Source organism: Caballeronia udeis (assembly GCF_044909315.1).
GTDB classification, from domain to species: Bacteria; Pseudomonadota; Gammaproteobacteria; order Burkholderiales; family Burkholderiaceae; genus Caballeronia; species Caballeronia udeis_A.
This window is the reverse complement of record NZ_JBIYEB010000020.1, coordinates 86,107-101,339: the sequence shown is the minus strand read 5'-3', so window position 1 is coordinate 101,339 and position 15,233 is coordinate 86,107. Positions and strand designations below refer to the sequence as shown.

Below are 15,233 nucleotides of genomic sequence, written 5' to 3'. Positions count from 1 at the left end.
GCGGCGCTGGACGCTTCGTTGCACGCTCATGCTGCGAGCCAGCACCGGACGCCGCGTCCGCACATCAAACATGGTTCAAGCAGCTTTCGAACCTGCATCGATAAGCTTTCAGCCTTGCTGGCGCGGCTGCGGCATAACGCCTCGGCCACGTGCCGGCGCGGGTGTACGCCCGGCGTAAGCTTCTATTCTGAGATAGAGTCGGCACCCGGATGGCTTCAAGGGTCCCTGCTTGATGACCCCGTCCGCGTTGCCGCCTTGATGCACCCACCCTCATCCGAGTTGCAAAATGTCTTCCTGGTTCAGTTTTCAATCCAAGGGCTGGTTCGCCGCACTGCTCGCTGCCCTGTTCCTGAGCGCGGGCCTTGCTGCGTGCTCGCGCGCTGACACGACACCCTGGAAGCTGACCGATGTCAGCGGCCACCTGCCAGACCTGGACTTCAAACTTACCGACGATACCGGCAAACCCGTCACCGGCCAGTCGTTCCTGGGCCAGACCACGCTGGTTTATTTCGGCTATACGCACTGCCCGGACGTGTGTCCGGAAACCATGGCACGGCTGATGCAAGTCATGCAGCAACTTGGGCCCGACGCGAAAAACACGCGCATTGTGTTCATCACCGTCGATCCAGCCCGCGATACCGCGGCAGCGCTGCATGACTACGTGCGCGCGTTCGACGCGCAGCACGCCGTTGGGCTGACCGGCACGGACGGGGCAATCGAGAGCATTGCAAAGCGCTACCGTGTGGCTTACCAGATGGAGAAACGCGATCCCTCCGGCGCGTACGACGTGACGCATAGCTCGGCCGTCTATATCTTCGATACCCACGGCCACGCGCGCCTGCTCGCCACCGAGAGCGATTCCATCGATACGATCACGCACGATCTGCGCCGCGTGATCGACTCGACCCCTTCGTGATATTGCTCCCTGACATCCCTAACCTTTCGAAGTTCGTCCGCGGTTGGTCCGCTGTTCGTCTATGCGCGGCGCATCCAGATGTGCGCAATGTCGTCTTCCACGTGAACATCGGAGATGGGCTCGAAGCCGAAGCTGGCGTAAAAACCCTGCAATCGCGCTTGCGCATGCAGGCGTATCGGCTGGCCGGGCCATTGTTCGTGGATCAAATCCAGCGTGCGTTCGAGCATCGCCTGACCTAACCCAATGCCACGGAAACGGGCTGTGGTCAGCACACGGCCAATACGGATATCGGCTTCTTCCGCGTCCTCCCTTCCTTCTGCAGCGTTCGGCAGCAAGACCCGTAAATAAGCGGCGAGCGCCGGCCGTGCATCGGCTGAATGTGGGTACACGAGCAAATGCCACGCATCCATATCCTTTCTATCGACATCCCCGTACACGCAATGCTGCTCCACCACGAATACTTCGCTTCGCGCGGCCAGCATGGTGTAGAGCTCGAGTGCGCTGAGGTCCTCAAATGGCTTCCAGCGCCAGTCGAATTCGGAAAATGGCTCGGTCATAGGATCTTGCTCGTTTGGATTCTTCGACGCCGTGCATCGCGGGAAATGAAGACACCGGCAGGGTTCAGCCTGCAATTATGCCGCGCGAGGCAAACAGAGCACGTGTGCATTGGCGCCGGCGCCTGAAAGCGTCCGTGGTTTTGGTCTGCTCGATTATCCAAGCTTTAGTTTGCAAATTTCTTGCGGCAGCCTTAATATCCAAGTAACTTCTTGCATATTAGTGGCCTCGTGCCGCTGTTCATGACATGAAAAAAGAGCAATCCGGCGTTCGGGCATGGATCGAGCGTTCAAGCGCCAGCGCTAACGGAACGGCTGCATGCGCCGCGTCTCTCCCGCCCACCTGCAGCCGTGCTGTGAACGCACGCAGGACGGAGGTGTCGAGATGATTGATCGCATTGAGGCAATGCGGACCTTCGTGCGCATCGTCGATATGAACAGCTTCACGCGCGCGTCCGAATCTCTCGGGATTGCGCGGGCACGCACGACGACGATCGTGCAGCATCTCGAAGCCTTGCTCGGCGTGCCGCTGCTTCTGCGCACGACACGCAGGCTGACGCTCACCGCCGAGGGCATGCAGTACCACGACCGCTGCGTGCGGATCCTGGCCGATATCGACGAAGCCGAGTCAGCGTTATCCAACCGCTCTGAAAGCCTCCGCGGACGGTTGCGTATCGAGATGCCGGGGGCAATTGCACATGCGGTCGTGCTGCCGTCGATTGTGGATTTTCACGCGCGCCATCCGCACATTGAGCTGACCGTGGGCGTCAGCAGCCGGACGGTGGACCTCATCAGCGACGGCGTGGATTGCAGTATTCAACTCGGCAACCTGCCAAACTCCGGCTTGATCGCGCGAAGGCTTGGCGACATCGAGCGGGTCACGTGCGCGAGTCCCGCTTATCTCAAGCAACGTGGCGTGCCGCGTACGCCCGACGATCTGTCGCGCCATGTCGGCATCAAGTGCGCTGCGAGTTCGAACGGATACTGCATGGGATTCGATTTCCACGCGGCCGGGAAACTTGCGAAAGTAAAGCTCGACGGATTTCTGCAGATCGACGACGAGCATGGTTGCCTGCTGGCGGGTATTGAAGGAGTTGGGCTGCTGCAGCCGAGCCGGTTAGCAGCGGAGCCTTATCTGCGCTCGGGGCAACTGCGTGAAGTGCTGCCGGCGTGGCGGCCGGTGCCGTCGCCGGTGTCGCTGGTGTATCTGGCCGGAAGGCAGATGTCATCGCGGCTGAGAGCGCTGGTCGACTGGCTGTCGGAGCGCTTCGACGAAAACCGGCGTGTGGAAGCCGTGGCTCATTGCGTGCAAAGGAAAATCACGGCGGTCTCCGGTGGTGGTCCAGGGCGATCAATGGCAGCCTTGACCAGCGAGCCGCTTTAGCCATTTGGGCGCGCGCTCCATGTCTGGCAGCTCTCTGCATTCGTGACCTGCGCGCTTACCGCTTCAATGCGATGAAACTCCAGCTCACATCGACCCGGTCGAGCATGTCTTCACGCTCGCTGCAATGAAGTTTGCTCAAGCCGGTTTGCTCGCCGAGCGCCACGGTTTCGTCGGCAGACACGTCGAACATGCGCCGGCCATCCGGAATGGGGCCGTGTCTGAGCGACATGATTACGATACCGCCCAGCTCCAGCAACGAGGCGATCGCATGCATTGCCGTCTCACGCTCGGCCGCGTCAAGATGCATCCACACGGCGGTCAAAAGGATCACGTCAAAGCGCGCTCCCAGTTCGCGTACCACCAGCAATTCGGGTAATTGATCGTCAATCCATTGCAACGTTGGCAACGGGTGAAGCTTTTGACCTTCGGCACGCAATTCCGCTGTGGGCTCGACCGCGACAACCTGATGCCCGCGAAGCGCCAGCGCTGCGGCATCGCGTCCGGAACCTGCGCCGATATCCAGGACATGACCAGGTTGATTCGGGAACAGATGAAGCACGTCGCGATGGACATCTTCGAAGGAAATGCTCTCGTACAAAGCAGCCAAATCCGTTGCGCGCGTGCCGTATCCGGCGGTACCACTTGCACTGGTCATGGCTTCTCCGGGCTGGCCTGCAACGCGTACGTGCCGCCGTACAGGCAAAAGAGAAATATTCTAACAGTGCCCTGTTAAAGCTCTGATTCTTACCGACATTTATATTACGAATTCATTAACAATATACACCAGATCGCCTACTTCCCACTTACGCCGATAGATCACCATCATGAGTAGTCGTGGGCAATCGTTCCCTTAATAATTAAACGAATTTTAATATTCTGGTAACAAGGTGTAACTGTTGTGGGACTGACTGTAACGCAGGATAGTTACTGTTTAATTAGACTAACCGTCACCCAGTCGGGCGTTTCATTTTTCCGTCGCATTTCTGGAGTGGTGCGCTCTATGATTTCGGTAGACCAGATAAGGCCAAGGCAATCGGTTGCAAGCGAAATGTCGGTAGTTCACGAATATGCATGGCCCAAGCCCGCACAACGTCTGTCGAGCACGTTCTTCAAGCTTGTTTATCGTTGGTCCCACTCCGGTGCGTTTCGGCATAACGAACGTTTGTGGCACGGCGTGTCTATTAAGCGGGATTCTCGCGGGTTTCTCAATGGCATGTCTATTGCGGGCCATGATTCACTGATCGAAAATCAGGCCAACCTGGTTGCATCGCAGAAAGGTGAATGCCATTTGATTGCCACGGGCCCTTCTGTCAATGATATCGATTATGGTGCACTCGATCTCCATAACGTCATGGGAGTCAATGGCGCCATCGCTTTACAAGATAAACATCCGGTCCGGTTCGAATATTATTGCATTGTGGATGCCGGGTTTGTCCGAAAGCGCCCCGACCTGGTAGCACGCGTGGTTCAGCAAAAGCTGACGCTATTCGCGACTCCATTGGTCTTGTGGTATATCGCGCAATACTTCCCCTTATCCCAGTTTCGCTGCCGGGTGTTTCTGATTGAAGATATTCAGTATCCCGCTTGTCAGCGCGCATTACTCAAGCACGAACTCCTTTCCACGCACCCAAGCGCGGATCTCGCGCTATTTGACGAAGAACCCGCCCTGGGTTTCAGCTTCAATATCAGGCGCGGCATATTCGATGGCCGTACCGTGGCTTACACAGGTTTGCAGGTACTCGCCTCGCTCGGGTTCAATACTATTTTCATGCATGGACTCGATTTGCTGAACGCGGCGCAAACGCCGCGTTTCTATGAAACGAAAGAGAACATGCAGCCAAGCGCGCTTGATGGAGATTTTAATTCCTTCATCGAACCGTCGTTTCGGCATGCCGCCCCGCTGCTAAGCCGTCGAGGCATACGGGTGGTGAACCTCTCGGCGCAAAGCGCGCTTGGGAGTGACATTATTGAAAGGGATGACTGGCACGCACTGGCTCATGCATCTGTTGAACAGGAATAGCCTGCCACGCCAGCCGTATAGGCGTGACCGGCGCGGTAACGCGTGATGAAGGTCGTTCATATCTCCAATACGCCGGTTGCGGGCAGTCCCGGCAACATTGTCTCCGCGCTTAATCGGCTCACGGATGTTCAAGCGCGGCATATCGTTTTCAATAGCAGTGCGTACCGCAATAGAACCTTTGCTGTCGATATCGACTGGAAAACGCAGCAGCAGCAGGCCCTCGACGTCATTGCCGATGCCGACGTCATCCACGTCCATCAGTTCTTCTCCCTCGATGAAACATTTGGTCCGAATTTCCATCAGCGATTCGGTGACAAGAAAATAATCAGGCAATACCATTCGGCGCCGGATCTCTGGGCCAAGGGCGACGCCGGGTTGATCGAGCGGATCGTAAGTGAGGACGTGCCGCAACTCGTTATTGCACAGGGTCCCGAGCGCTACTACCCGTTCGCCAGGGTGGTCCCCAATGTGGTCCCGCTGAACGATCCCCGCTACTTGCCCGCGCCGAATAGCGCCACCAATGCGGATGCGGACGGCATACCGATCATCACGTTTTCACCCAGCGGCCGGTCATCCGCGTGGAGAACTCGCTGGGAAACCAAGGGCGTTCCGCAGACCCTCAAGCTGCTGCGCAAACTGGAACGCAAGGGCTTATGCAAGCTTCAATTGATTGTCGATACACCGCATGACGCGTGTTTGCGGGCCAAGCAGCAGGCAGCGATTGCCATCGACGAATGCGTGACCGGGAATTATCACTTGAGCGGGTTGGAGGCGTTATCGCAAGGGAAGCCAACGTTGGGCCATCTGGACAATCGCGTTCAGTCGCAACTCAGGGCCATGACGGGCGCACTTGAATTGCCGTGGATCGATGTACGGCTGGAGGAAGCCGAAGGTCCGCTTCGTGAACTGCTGTGGGATCGGGCGTTACGCGCAGAGCTGGGTGCGGCGTCGCGGCAGTGGATGGAGACCTACTATCAGGAAGCCGCAATGGTCGAGCATTATCGACGCGCGTATCTTGATCTCTTTGAGGCACCGCATCGCTTCCACGTCCGGCGCTTCGTGGGGCATAGCGAGCCCTGGCTTGCTGTCGCACTGCCTAATCATCGCTGGACCGCGCGCAAGCGAGCCAACAGCCCGTGGAGAACGCTCGCTGACGCGGTGCGCGGGCGCTGAGAAGATGACTGCGTGCAAGTGGTTTTCGATATGACGCAGACAAAGAAAAAGCCCTGACTTGTCAGGGCTTTTTCTTTGAATCTCTGGAGGCGCGAGCCGGAGTCGAACCGGCCTAAACGGCTTTGCAGGCCGCTGCATAACCGCTTTGCTATCGCGCCAGAAGCGGGGACTACCGGGACTACGTACGGCAGGTAATCCGTGTCTGGCAAATCCAACCCAAATCAACCTGTTGAGCTGGTCCACCAAACAAAAAGGGAAGCTTGGCTTCCCCTTTTTTTGGAGCGGGAGACGAGGCTCGAACTCGCGACCTCAACCTTGGCAAGGTTGCGCTCTACCAGCTGAGCTACTCCCGCATGGTCCTGCACTTTGCTGCCAGCCACCGGCTTACCATTGCCGATGACCTCTTTAATCTGGAGCGGGAGACGAGGCTCGAACTCGCGACCTCAACCTTGGCAAGGTTGCGCTCTACCAGCTGAGCTACTCCCGCATCTTGCCGACTTCTTCTGCCAATTTACTGCTTTTGTACTTCATCAGGCTTCGCGTTGTTCTGCGTTCACCCGACAGAAACGAGATTATGGAGAAGCCCAACTTTAGTGTCAAGAGCTTTGTATGTGCCCCATCACTTTTAAGCGCCCTCCAAGCTGAATCAAAGCATGCCGCCCCGCTCGCGAATCTGCGGCCATGCGAGTTTCATGTAATAGAGCATGGACCAGACCGTGAGGAACGCCGCCACGTAGATCAGCCAGAGCCCCCACACCCGCGTATCGATCACCACCGTCCCCGCAATCCTCAGCGGTCCATAGAACAGCAGCATGGGGATGGCGACCATCTGGCAGACAGTCTTGAACTTGCCGAGCGAATTCACCGCCACGCTCTTCGATGCCCCTATCTGCGCCATCCATTCCCGTAACGCCGAAATTGTGATTTCACGTCCCACGATAATCAACGCAATCACCGCGTTCAGCCGCATCAGTTGCACGAGCACAAGCAGTGCGGCGGTGACCATGAGCTTGTCCGCGACAGGATCGAGAAACGCGCCGAATGCCGATGTCTGATTGAGCTTGCGCGCGAGATAGCCGTCGAACCAGTCGGTCAGCGCGGCCAGCACGAAAATGACCATTGCAAGCAGGTTGCGATGGTCCGGGCTCATCATCATGTCCGGCAAATAGAAGACGCCCACGACGAGCGGAATCAGCACAATTCGCAGCCACGTCAGGAAAATCGGAAAATTAAACGGCATGGGCGTGACTCTTATAGAGAGGTGCCATTGTGCCGCGTCGCCCTATATGTCACAAGCCGACGGGCCGGACGGCCGGACGTTGCGCTCAATGCAATTGCCGGTAGATCTGCTCGGCCAGCGCCTGTGAAATGCCCTCGACACTCGCCAGATCCTCCACGCTCGCCGCCTGCACCCCGCGCAACCCGCCGAAACGCGACAACAGCCGCTGACGCCGTTTTGCACCAATGCCCTCCAGTTCCTCGAGCCGCGATGTCTGCCGCGTCTTCGCGCGTTTCGCGCGCATGCCGGTAATCGCAAAGCGGTGCGCCTCGTCGCGGATCTGCGCGACAAGCATCAGCGCCGCGCTCTCTTTGCCGAGTTCGAGCGGTGTGCGGCTATCGGCGAAAATCAGGGTCTCGAGTCCCACCTTGCGCCCTTCCCCCTTTGCCACGCCGACCAGCATGCCCTGGTCGAGTCCTAGTTCAGCGAACACTTGCCGCGCGATCTCGACCTGGCCCTTACCGCCATCGATCAACACGATATTCGGCAAACGGCCGCCCGATGGAACCGGTTCGGCGACATCGGCTTCGGCGGGACCCACGAGCCCAGGTTCAACTTTCGCTTCGGCCTCCAACTCCACCGCTTCCTGCGGCGGTTCATCGGCGGCTCGCGCGGCGGCCTGCGCCAGCATCTTCTCGTAGCGGCGCGTGAGGACCTGGCGCATGGCGGCGTAATCGTCACCGGGGGTGATGCCGGTGATGTTGTAGCGCCGGTATTCGGCCGACTGCATCTTGTGATGGTGATACACCACGCACGATGCCTGCGTTGCCTCGCCCATCGTGTGGCTGATGTCGAAACATTCGATCCGCAATTGCGCGAGGTCGTCCATTTCGAGGCTCAGCGTATCCGCGAGAGAACGCGTGCGGGCCTGCTGCGAGCCCTGCTCGGACAACAGGCGCGCGAGCGCGAGCTTCGCATTCGATTCGGCCATTGAGAGCCACGCGCGCTTTTGTCCCTGCGGCTGGCGCAGCACCACGACCTTGTGCCCCGCCTGTTCGATCAGCAAGTCGACGAGCTCGCGGTTCGCCGGTGCGTGGCTCACCACCAGCACCGGCGGCACACGATTGCCGATGTAATGCTGGGCGATGAACGCCTCCAGCACCTCGGCTTCGAGCGCGCCCTGACGTTCCGATTCCGTCGCGTCGTCCAGCGGCGCGGCGCCGGTTTCAGCAATCTCTTCCTGCATTTCATCGGTAGTGGCGTGGGCTTCGAACGCCTGCTCGCGCGCCGCGAGCGTGCCGGCGGGCAGCGCGATTTCGTCGGCCTGCGCATCGACTTCTTCAATGACGATATTCGCCACGCCGTCCACGAAGTCATCGCCGGCAAGCTCTTCCGGCATTGCGTCTTCTATTGCCAGCGCCGCTTCCACGTGCGTCGGAAAATAGGCTTTGTCGCCGAGATGCCGGCCACCGCGCACCATCGCGAGATTCACGCACACCTTGCCGCCAAGCGCCGCGACCGCGAGGATATCGACGTCGTTATCGCCGCCTACCTCGATAGCCTGCTGATGCAGCACCGTGGACAGCGAGCTCATCTGGTTACGCACGGCCGCGGCCTGCTCGAACTTGAGATCGGCGGCGAACGCGTGCATCTTCTGCTCGAGCTCCTTCATCACTTCGCCCTGGCGTCCGAGCAGGAACCGTGATGCGTTCGACACATCACGTGCGTAATCTTCCTCGTTGATCAGCCCGACACACGGCCCGGTGCAGCGTCCGATCTGATGCAGCAGGCAAGGCCGCGTGCGATTGTTGAAGACGGAATCCTCGCAGGTGCGCAACTGGAAAACGCGCTGCAGGATCTGGATGCTCTCGCGCACGGCCCACGCGCTCGGGAACGGGCCGAAGTACTGGTTCTTCTTGTCCACGCCGCCGCGGTAATACGCCATGCGCGGAAATTTGTGGCCGGTGAGCTTCAGATACGGATACGACTTGTCGTCGCGAAACAGGATGTTGTAGCGCGGCGCGAGCGCCTTGATCAGATTATTCTCGAGTAGCAGCGCTTCGGCTTCGGACCGCGTGACCGTGGTTTCAATTTTGCGAATGCGCGTGACCATCATCGCGATGCGCGGAGAAAGCAGTGTCTTCGTAAAATAGCTCGACACGCGTTTTCTCAGGTCGCGCGCCTTGCCGACGTACAGCACGTTGCCATGCTCGTCGTAATAGCGGTACACGCCCGGCAAGTGCGGCAACTGAGCCAGGCTTTTTTTGGGGTCGAAAACGTCGGAGTCTGTCATGCAGGGATGATGGCGGGGAGCGCGCAGCTTGGAAACAGCGAAATGATTTGCGAAATGATTTTATTGGTTCTCGGCAGCACAGGATGACGCGGGGAAACCAGCAGGGCGCGGCCGAAGCACTCTCGCCCATGCATCGTCGTAACGCAACCGTAACTCAGCGCTCAGCGCGAATCGTTATCCTTGAAAACGCCAGTTTAGTTCAATCCGTTGTCCACCATTCATTAGCGGTTCATCGCCGCTCTATTGCCCATGCCGTCTTCATCGGAACAATTGCCGGGCGCTTCCGGCCACGCTGGCCTCGACACGGGCGCTCCGGCAGGCAACATCGCGTGCGACATCTTCTGCGCGGTCATCGACAATTTCGGCGACATCGGCGTCTGCTGGCGGCTCGCGCGCCAACTGGCCAGCGAAAATGACTGGCAGGTGCGGCTGGTCGTCGATGATCTCAAGGCCTTTCATGCACTCTGCCCCGCCGTCGATCCTGCGCTCGACCGCCAGAGCGCGGCGGGTGTCGTGATCGAGCACTGGCACGCGCCGTCGCATGCGGGCGACACGCTACAGATCGCCGATGTCGTGATCGAGGCGTTCGGCTGCGAATTGCCGGCGGTCTACGTGAGCGCAATGGCCCGCCGCGAGCAGAAGCCCGTCTGGCTGAATCTCGAGTATCTGAGCGCGGAGGACTGGGTCGCGGATTTTCATCTGCGGCCCTCGCCGCATCCGCGCTACGCGCTCAACAAGACGTTCTTTTTCCCCGGCTTGGGGCCGGGCACCGGCGGTGTGCTGAAAGAGCGCGCGCTTGATGCCGGGCGTGAGGCGTTTGATCGCGATGGCTGGTGGCACACACGTGTTGGCATCGCTGCGCCGCCCCCCGGCACAACGGTCATTTCGATGTTCGCGTACGAGAATCCGGCCATCGACACGCTGCTCGAACAATGGCGCGACTCCGCCACGCCGATCGCGCTGCTTGTGCCGGAGGGACGCATTTCCGGGGCGGTGGCACGGTTTTTCGGCCTGCCGGACTTCCTTGCCGGAACGAAAGCGAAAACCGGGTCACTGGAGGCGTACGCGCTGGGTTTTGTCGAGCAGCCGCTCTTCGATTCGCTGCTCTGGGCCGCGGATCTGAATTTCGTGCGCGGCGAGGATTCGTTCGTGCGGGCGCAATGGGCGCGAAAGCCATTCGTCTGGCATATCTACCGCCAAGGCGACGACGCCCATCTGCCGAAACTCGATGCCGCACTCGCGCACTACGCGAACGGCCTGCCTGCCGGGGCGCGGGCCTCGCTCGAACGCTTCTGGCATGCGTGGAACGGCGCGGGCACCCCTGACTGGGAAGATCTCTGGCAAAACCGCGCGCTGCTGGAACGGCGTGCCGCCGGTTGGGCAGAGGAACTGGCAGACGTTGGAGATCTGGCTGGAAATCTGGCGGAATTCGTGAAAACTCAGTTAAAATAAGCGGTTATCCAACGGCTTGCAGTTCGGGGCGCCATCTGCTCCGGACGAATTCCACAGTGCGCACAGTGGAATAAGCACGGTGGGGATAGTCAAATTGAATAGCCAAATTGGTCAGAATAACCAGTGAAGCGGCCTCAAGCGAGCACAAACGGGCCATCGCCCGGGTTGGGGATCGATCGGATCCCTGGCCACGAGCCAGCCGTCCACACTGCAGCGATCAGGCTCACATTTTCGTACAGGACAGTTTTTTAATATGAAGACCGCACAAGAACTCCGCGTCGGCAACGTCGTGATGATCGGCAGCGATGCCATGGTCGTGCTGAAGGCCGAGTACAACAAATCCGGCCGCAATTCCGCGGTCGTGAAGATGAAGTTCCGTAACCTGCTGTCCACCGGCAACATGGAATCGGTGTACAAGGCGGACGACAAGTTCGACGTTGTCCAGCTCGACCGCAAGGAAGTGACGTACTCGTACTTCGCCGACCCCATGTATGTATTCATGGACGCCGACTACAACCAGTTCGAAGTCGAAGCCGACATGATGGGCGACGCCCTGCACTACCTCGCAGACGGCATGCCGTGCGAAGTGGTGTTTTACAACGAGAAAGCCATCTCGGTGGAACTGCCGACCACGCTGGTTCGTGAAATCATCTATACGGAACCGGCTGTGAAGGGTGACACGTCGTCGGGCAAGGTCCTGAAGACCGCCAAGCTCGCGACGGGTTTCGAACTGCAGGTACCGTTGTTCTGCGGTATTGGCGACAAGATCGAAATCGATACGCGTACCAATGAGTATCGTAGCCGCGCTTAAGGCTTCGGCTCGCCGGCTGCAACGCCGGCTCGCGTGCTCAAGGTAAGAAAAGAAGCGCCCTTCGGGGCGCTTTTTCTTTTTGCTGAACATTATTGCCAATTCAGGCAAACTTTACCGGACCGTTTCCCGAAATTTCCGGGTGCTCCCTTGCATGGAATGCGATGTTGAGTGCTAAGACCTTGATTTTTCTTAAACACGCCGATGGCATGAAACCTGCTGTGGTAGTTGTGGCCGCGCTGTGACGGCGTCGAATTTTCCAACAACAACACACGACCATGCCTATCACGAAAACCGCTCTCGCCCGTCTTGTTCTTGCTGTTTCATGTGCCGTACCGGTGGTAGCGATCACTGCCGGATGTTCGTCGACACCCGCGCATGAATCGGCTGGCGAATACACCACCGACTCCGCGCTGACCGCCAAGGTGAAAGCAGCATTGCTGGAAGATCCGGGTCTGAAGTCGCTGGCGGTCAGTGTGACGACGTATCGGAGTGAAGTGTTGTTGTCAGGTTTTGTGAACTCGCAGGAACAGATTCAAAAGGCGGTGTCGGTCGCACGCGGCGTAGAAGGCGTGCAGTCGGTCAAGAACGAACTGCAGGTGAAGCCGCAATAGCACGCTGAACGACCGCGTCGGGCACACGTCGTGCCTGGAGAGAACCGCCTGCTTCAGGAAAACTGCAGGAAGCGCAGGACGAAGACCCCGCAGCGTCGGGCAAGGGCTGGAAGCTGGAGCGGACACTGACACCATGACGTCATCCCGCCCATGGCCCATGCCGACGTTGCCCGGCATCGAGGCGTCCGCCGCTGGATTTCGCCGTTAGAGGCGACCGGCACGGAACGCATTTCAGACCATTTATACGTTGTGTCCGCCATGCCACACGCTTTGATTGTCGAAGACGATCCCAACAGCCTTTCCGGCCTCTCCGCCATCCTCACGGCCGACGGTTTTTCCGTCGATACCGCGACGACGCTCGCCGAAGCGCGCTCAGCGCTTACGCGCTTCATCCCGGACGTCGTGCTGGTCGACCTGAACCTGCCTGACGGCAGTGGTCTCGACCTGCTGCACAACCTGCCGGCGCAACCGCCTGGCGGTGCGCTGCCTGTGATTGTGATGACGGGTAACGCGACCGTGGAAAGCGCTATCGAAGGCTTGCGGCAAGGGATCTGGGATTACCTGCTGAAGCCGGTCAACATTCCGCGCTTGCGCAGCTTGCTCGCCCGTATTCCGCGCCCGTACGAACTGACCGAAGAAGTCCGGGCGTTGCGCACCACGCTTCGCGAACTGGGGCATTTCGGCGGGTTGCTCGGCCGCAGCGGCGCGATCCAGCATGTGTACGACCTGATCGAACACACCGCGCCCACCGAGGCAGCCGTGTTGATCTGCGGCGAAAGCGGCACGGGCAAGAAAGTCGCGGCGCGCACGCTGCATGAGATGAGCCGGCGTCGCAAAGGTCCGTTCGTTTCATTCGATTGCGCTGCGGCCAACGAAACTAGCAATCGGTCGATGGAAAGCCTGATGTTCGGCCACGAGCGCGGCGCATTTGCTGGCGCGGAAAACCGCGAGCCCGGCTTGCTCGAGCAAGCCGGCGGCGGGACGCTGTTCCTCGATCAGATCGACGCATTGCCGATCCCGCAGCAAGAAGCGCTGCTGCGCGCGCTCGATTCGCAGACCTTCATGCGCGTGGGCGGCAGCAACAAGATCGTGACGGACTTCCGCCTGCTCGCGGCGACGCGCACGCCGGTGAAAGACGCCGTCGCCGAGGGCAAGTTGCGCGAAGATCTGTTCCTGCGCCTGAATGCATCGTCGATAGCGTTGCCGCCCTTGCGCGACCGGGGCGACGACATTGCGTTGCTCGCCGAGTATTTCGTCGACGAACTGAACCGTGAGAACCACGTAAGCGGCATCACGAGCGGCGCGCCCAAACGCGTGAGCCCGGATTTCATTCGCGAATGCGTGGCGACAGAATGGCCCGGCAATGTGCGCGAATTGCGCGAGCGGGTGCGCCGCGCGTATCACGCATCCGGCGATGTGATCGAAACCCTGCGCGCCGATGAGCACGCCGGCGCGGGCGGACGCGGACTGAACGGCAGCAGCGTGCAGGTGACGGTGGGCACGGCGCTCGCCGATGTGGAAGACATGCTGATCCGCGCGACGCTGGAGGCCGTGGGCGGCACGCGGCACCGCGCGGCGACGCTGCTCGGGATCAGTCCCAAGACGCTTTACAACAAGCTCCAGCGCATGAAGATGGAATGATGAGACGTTGATTGAAACAAGCCGCTGGTTCCTTCGTTTTTCGAACCAGCGGCTTTTTTTTACGGCTGCGCTCGCCTGCGCCATCCGCACTATCGGCGATAGAAAGCGCTGTAAACCGCTTCAGCCCAGCGCGCTTTTCACCAGCGCCCGCGCCTGCTGATACTCCAGCTGCTCCATCAGCTTGCCCCAGCTCCACGCGCGGCCTCGTGGCCGCATCCGCCGCAAGCGGGCCTGCGATGCCTTCGTCTGCACGAACGTAAGCCGCTCCAGGACCTTCTCCGCTTCGTCCGGCTGATTGCAGATCAGCACCATGTCGCAACCTGCCGTGAGGGCCGCCGTGGCAGCTTGCGTCAGCGTTCCGCCGGCGCGGGCGGCTTCCATCGACAAGTCGTCGCTGAAAATCGCACCGTTGAAACCCAGCTTGCCGCGCAGGATCTCCTGCAGCCAGACTCGCGAAAAGCCCGCGGGCTTTTCATCGACCTGCGGATAAATCACGTGCGCCGGGATCACCGACGCCAGGGACATGCCCAGCCAGTCGTACGGTTTGGTATCGGCGGCGAGGATGTCCTCGAGCGAGCGATCGTCCACCGGCATGGCCACATGCGAATCCGCCGATGCAAACCCGTGCCCCGGAAAATGCTTGCCGCAATTGGCCATGCCGGCGAGTGCAAGACCGTGGTTCAGGCTCTTGGCAAGCAGGGTCACCACGCGCGGATCGCTGTGCAACGCACGATCGCCGATCACTTTCGAGTGCCCGTAATCGAGGTCGAGCACGGGCGTAAAACTCATATCGACGCCACATGCCCGCAGTTCTGCCGCGAGCACATAACCGAACGCGGTCGCGGTTTTCGTCGCCAGCAACACGTCGCGGTCCCACAGCTCGCCGAGCTTGCCCGGCGCGGGCAAAACGGTGAAGCCATCGGTACGGAAACGCTGCACGCGGCCGCCTTCGTGATCGACGGCTATCAGGATGTCGTCACGCACCTCGCGAATCGCCTCGGTCAGCGCGGCGAGTTGTGCGCGATCCTGGAAGTGCCGTGCGAAGAGGATGATGCCGCCGGTCATCGGATGGTCGATACGGCGAATGTCGGCGTCGGAGAGGGTGGTACCGGCCACGTCGAGCATGACCGGTCCGGGAATACGTTTTAACGAGTTCAAA

Annotated in this window: 13 protein-coding genes and 3 tRNA genes; 8 read left to right on the top strand and 8 right to left on the bottom strand. The window is 59.8% G+C overall.

All coding sequences use genetic code 11. From position 1 onward, the window contains the following. Window positions 1-286: 286 nt before the first annotated feature. Complete coding sequence (locus ABH944_RS28325) at window positions 287-916, top strand: SCO family protein (protein ID WP_404610564.1); 630 nt, start codon at window positions 287-289, stop codon at window positions 914-916. Between the two features lie 59 nt (window positions 917-975). Here ABH944_RS28325 and ABH944_RS28320 read toward each other — a convergent pair whose 3' ends face one another. Beyond that, a complete protein-coding gene (locus ABH944_RS28320) occupies window positions 976-1,473 on the bottom strand; it encodes a GNAT family N-acetyltransferase (protein ID WP_404610565.1) in 498 nt (165 codons plus the stop codon). 382 nt (window positions 1,474-1,855) lie between these two features. Between ABH944_RS28320 and ABH944_RS28315 the strand changes: the two genes are divergently transcribed. After that, complete coding sequence (locus ABH944_RS28315; RefSeq protein WP_404610566.1) at window positions 1,856-2,854, top strand: LysR family transcriptional regulator; 999 nt, start codon at window positions 1,856-1,858, stop codon at window positions 2,852-2,854. A gap of 55 nt (window positions 2,855-2,909) precedes the next feature. Here ABH944_RS28315 and ABH944_RS28310 read toward each other — a convergent pair whose 3' ends face one another. Next, complete coding sequence (locus ABH944_RS28310) at window positions 2,910-3,509, bottom strand: class I SAM-dependent methyltransferase (protein WP_404610567.1); 600 nt, start codon at window positions 3,507-3,509, stop codon at window positions 2,910-2,912. 345 nt (window positions 3,510-3,854) lie between these two features. On the opposite strand from ABH944_RS28310, the gene ABH944_RS28305 reads away from it, so the two are divergent. Beyond that, entirely contained in the window at window positions 3,855-4,874 is a 1,020-nt protein-coding gene (locus ABH944_RS28305) for a hypothetical protein (protein ID WP_404610568.1), read from the top strand. A 45-nt stretch (window positions 4,875-4,919) separates the two neighbouring features. Beyond that, window positions 4,920-6,047 carry a glycosyltransferase family protein gene (locus ABH944_RS28300; protein WP_404610569.1) on the top strand — a complete coding sequence of 376 codons (1,128 nt, stop codon included), beginning with the start codon at window positions 4,920-4,922 and terminating at the stop codon, window positions 6,045-6,047. Window positions 6,048-6,131: 84 nt separating this feature from the next. Here the strand turns inward: ABH944_RS28300 and ABH944_RS28295 are convergent. The 5 genes from ABH944_RS28295 to uvrC form a co-directional block, all read right to left on the bottom strand. Then, a tRNA-Cys gene (locus ABH944_RS28295) sits at window positions 6,132-6,205 on the bottom strand. Window positions 6,206-6,324: 119 nt separating this feature from the next. After that, a tRNA-Gly gene (locus tag ABH944_RS28290) sits at window positions 6,325-6,400 on the bottom strand. Between the two features lie 58 nt (window positions 6,401-6,458). Beyond that, window positions 6,459-6,534, bottom strand: a tRNA-Gly gene (locus ABH944_RS28285). Window positions 6,535-6,693: 159 nt separating this feature from the next. Beyond that, window positions 6,694-7,287 carry a CDP-diacylglycerol--glycerol-3-phosphate 3-phosphatidyltransferase gene (pgsA, locus tag ABH944_RS28280; protein ID WP_120309646.1) on the bottom strand — a complete coding sequence of 198 codons (594 nt, stop codon included), beginning with the start codon at window positions 7,285-7,287 and terminating at the stop codon, window positions 6,694-6,696. 85 nt (window positions 7,288-7,372) lie between these two features. Then, window positions 7,373-9,559 carry an excinuclease ABC subunit UvrC gene (uvrC, locus tag ABH944_RS28275; protein ID WP_404610570.1) on the bottom strand — a complete coding sequence of 729 codons (2,187 nt, stop codon included), beginning with the start codon at window positions 9,557-9,559 and terminating at the stop codon, window positions 7,373-7,375. A 249-nt stretch (window positions 9,560-9,808) separates the two neighbouring features. Here uvrC and earP point away from each other — a divergent pair, with 249 nt between their 5' ends. The 4 genes from earP (at window position 9,809) to ABH944_RS28255 (ending at window position 14,074) form a co-directional block, all read left to right on the top strand. Continuing rightward, window positions 9,809-11,011 carry an elongation factor P maturation arginine rhamnosyltransferase EarP gene (earP, locus tag ABH944_RS28270; protein ID WP_404610571.1) on the top strand — a complete coding sequence of 401 codons (1,203 nt, stop codon included), beginning with the start codon at window positions 9,809-9,811 and terminating at the stop codon, window positions 11,009-11,011. Between the two features lie 253 nt (window positions 11,012-11,264). Next, entirely contained in the window at window positions 11,265-11,822 is a 558-nt protein-coding gene (gene efp, locus ABH944_RS28265) for an elongation factor P (protein ID WP_062089336.1), read from the top strand. Between the two features lie 275 nt (window positions 11,823-12,097). Then, window positions 12,098-12,433: a BON domain-containing protein gene (locus tag ABH944_RS28260; protein WP_404610572.1), complete on the top strand. Its 336-nt coding sequence runs from the start codon at window positions 12,098-12,100 to the stop codon at window positions 12,431-12,433. Between the two features lie 258 nt (window positions 12,434-12,691). Then, window positions 12,692-14,074, top strand: a complete 1,383-nt coding sequence (locus ABH944_RS28255; RefSeq protein ID WP_404610574.1) for a sigma-54-dependent transcriptional regulator — start codon at window positions 12,692-12,694, stop codon at window positions 14,072-14,074. 120 nt (window positions 14,075-14,194) lie between these two features. On the opposite strand, the gene nagZ is transcribed toward ABH944_RS28255, so the two are convergent. Next, window positions 14,195-15,199 carry a beta-N-acetylhexosaminidase gene (nagZ, locus tag ABH944_RS28250; RefSeq protein WP_404610575.1) on the bottom strand — a complete coding sequence of 335 codons (1,005 nt, stop codon included), beginning with the start codon at window positions 15,197-15,199 and terminating at the stop codon, window positions 14,195-14,197. Between the last annotated feature and the right edge of the window lie 34 nt (window positions 15,200-15,233).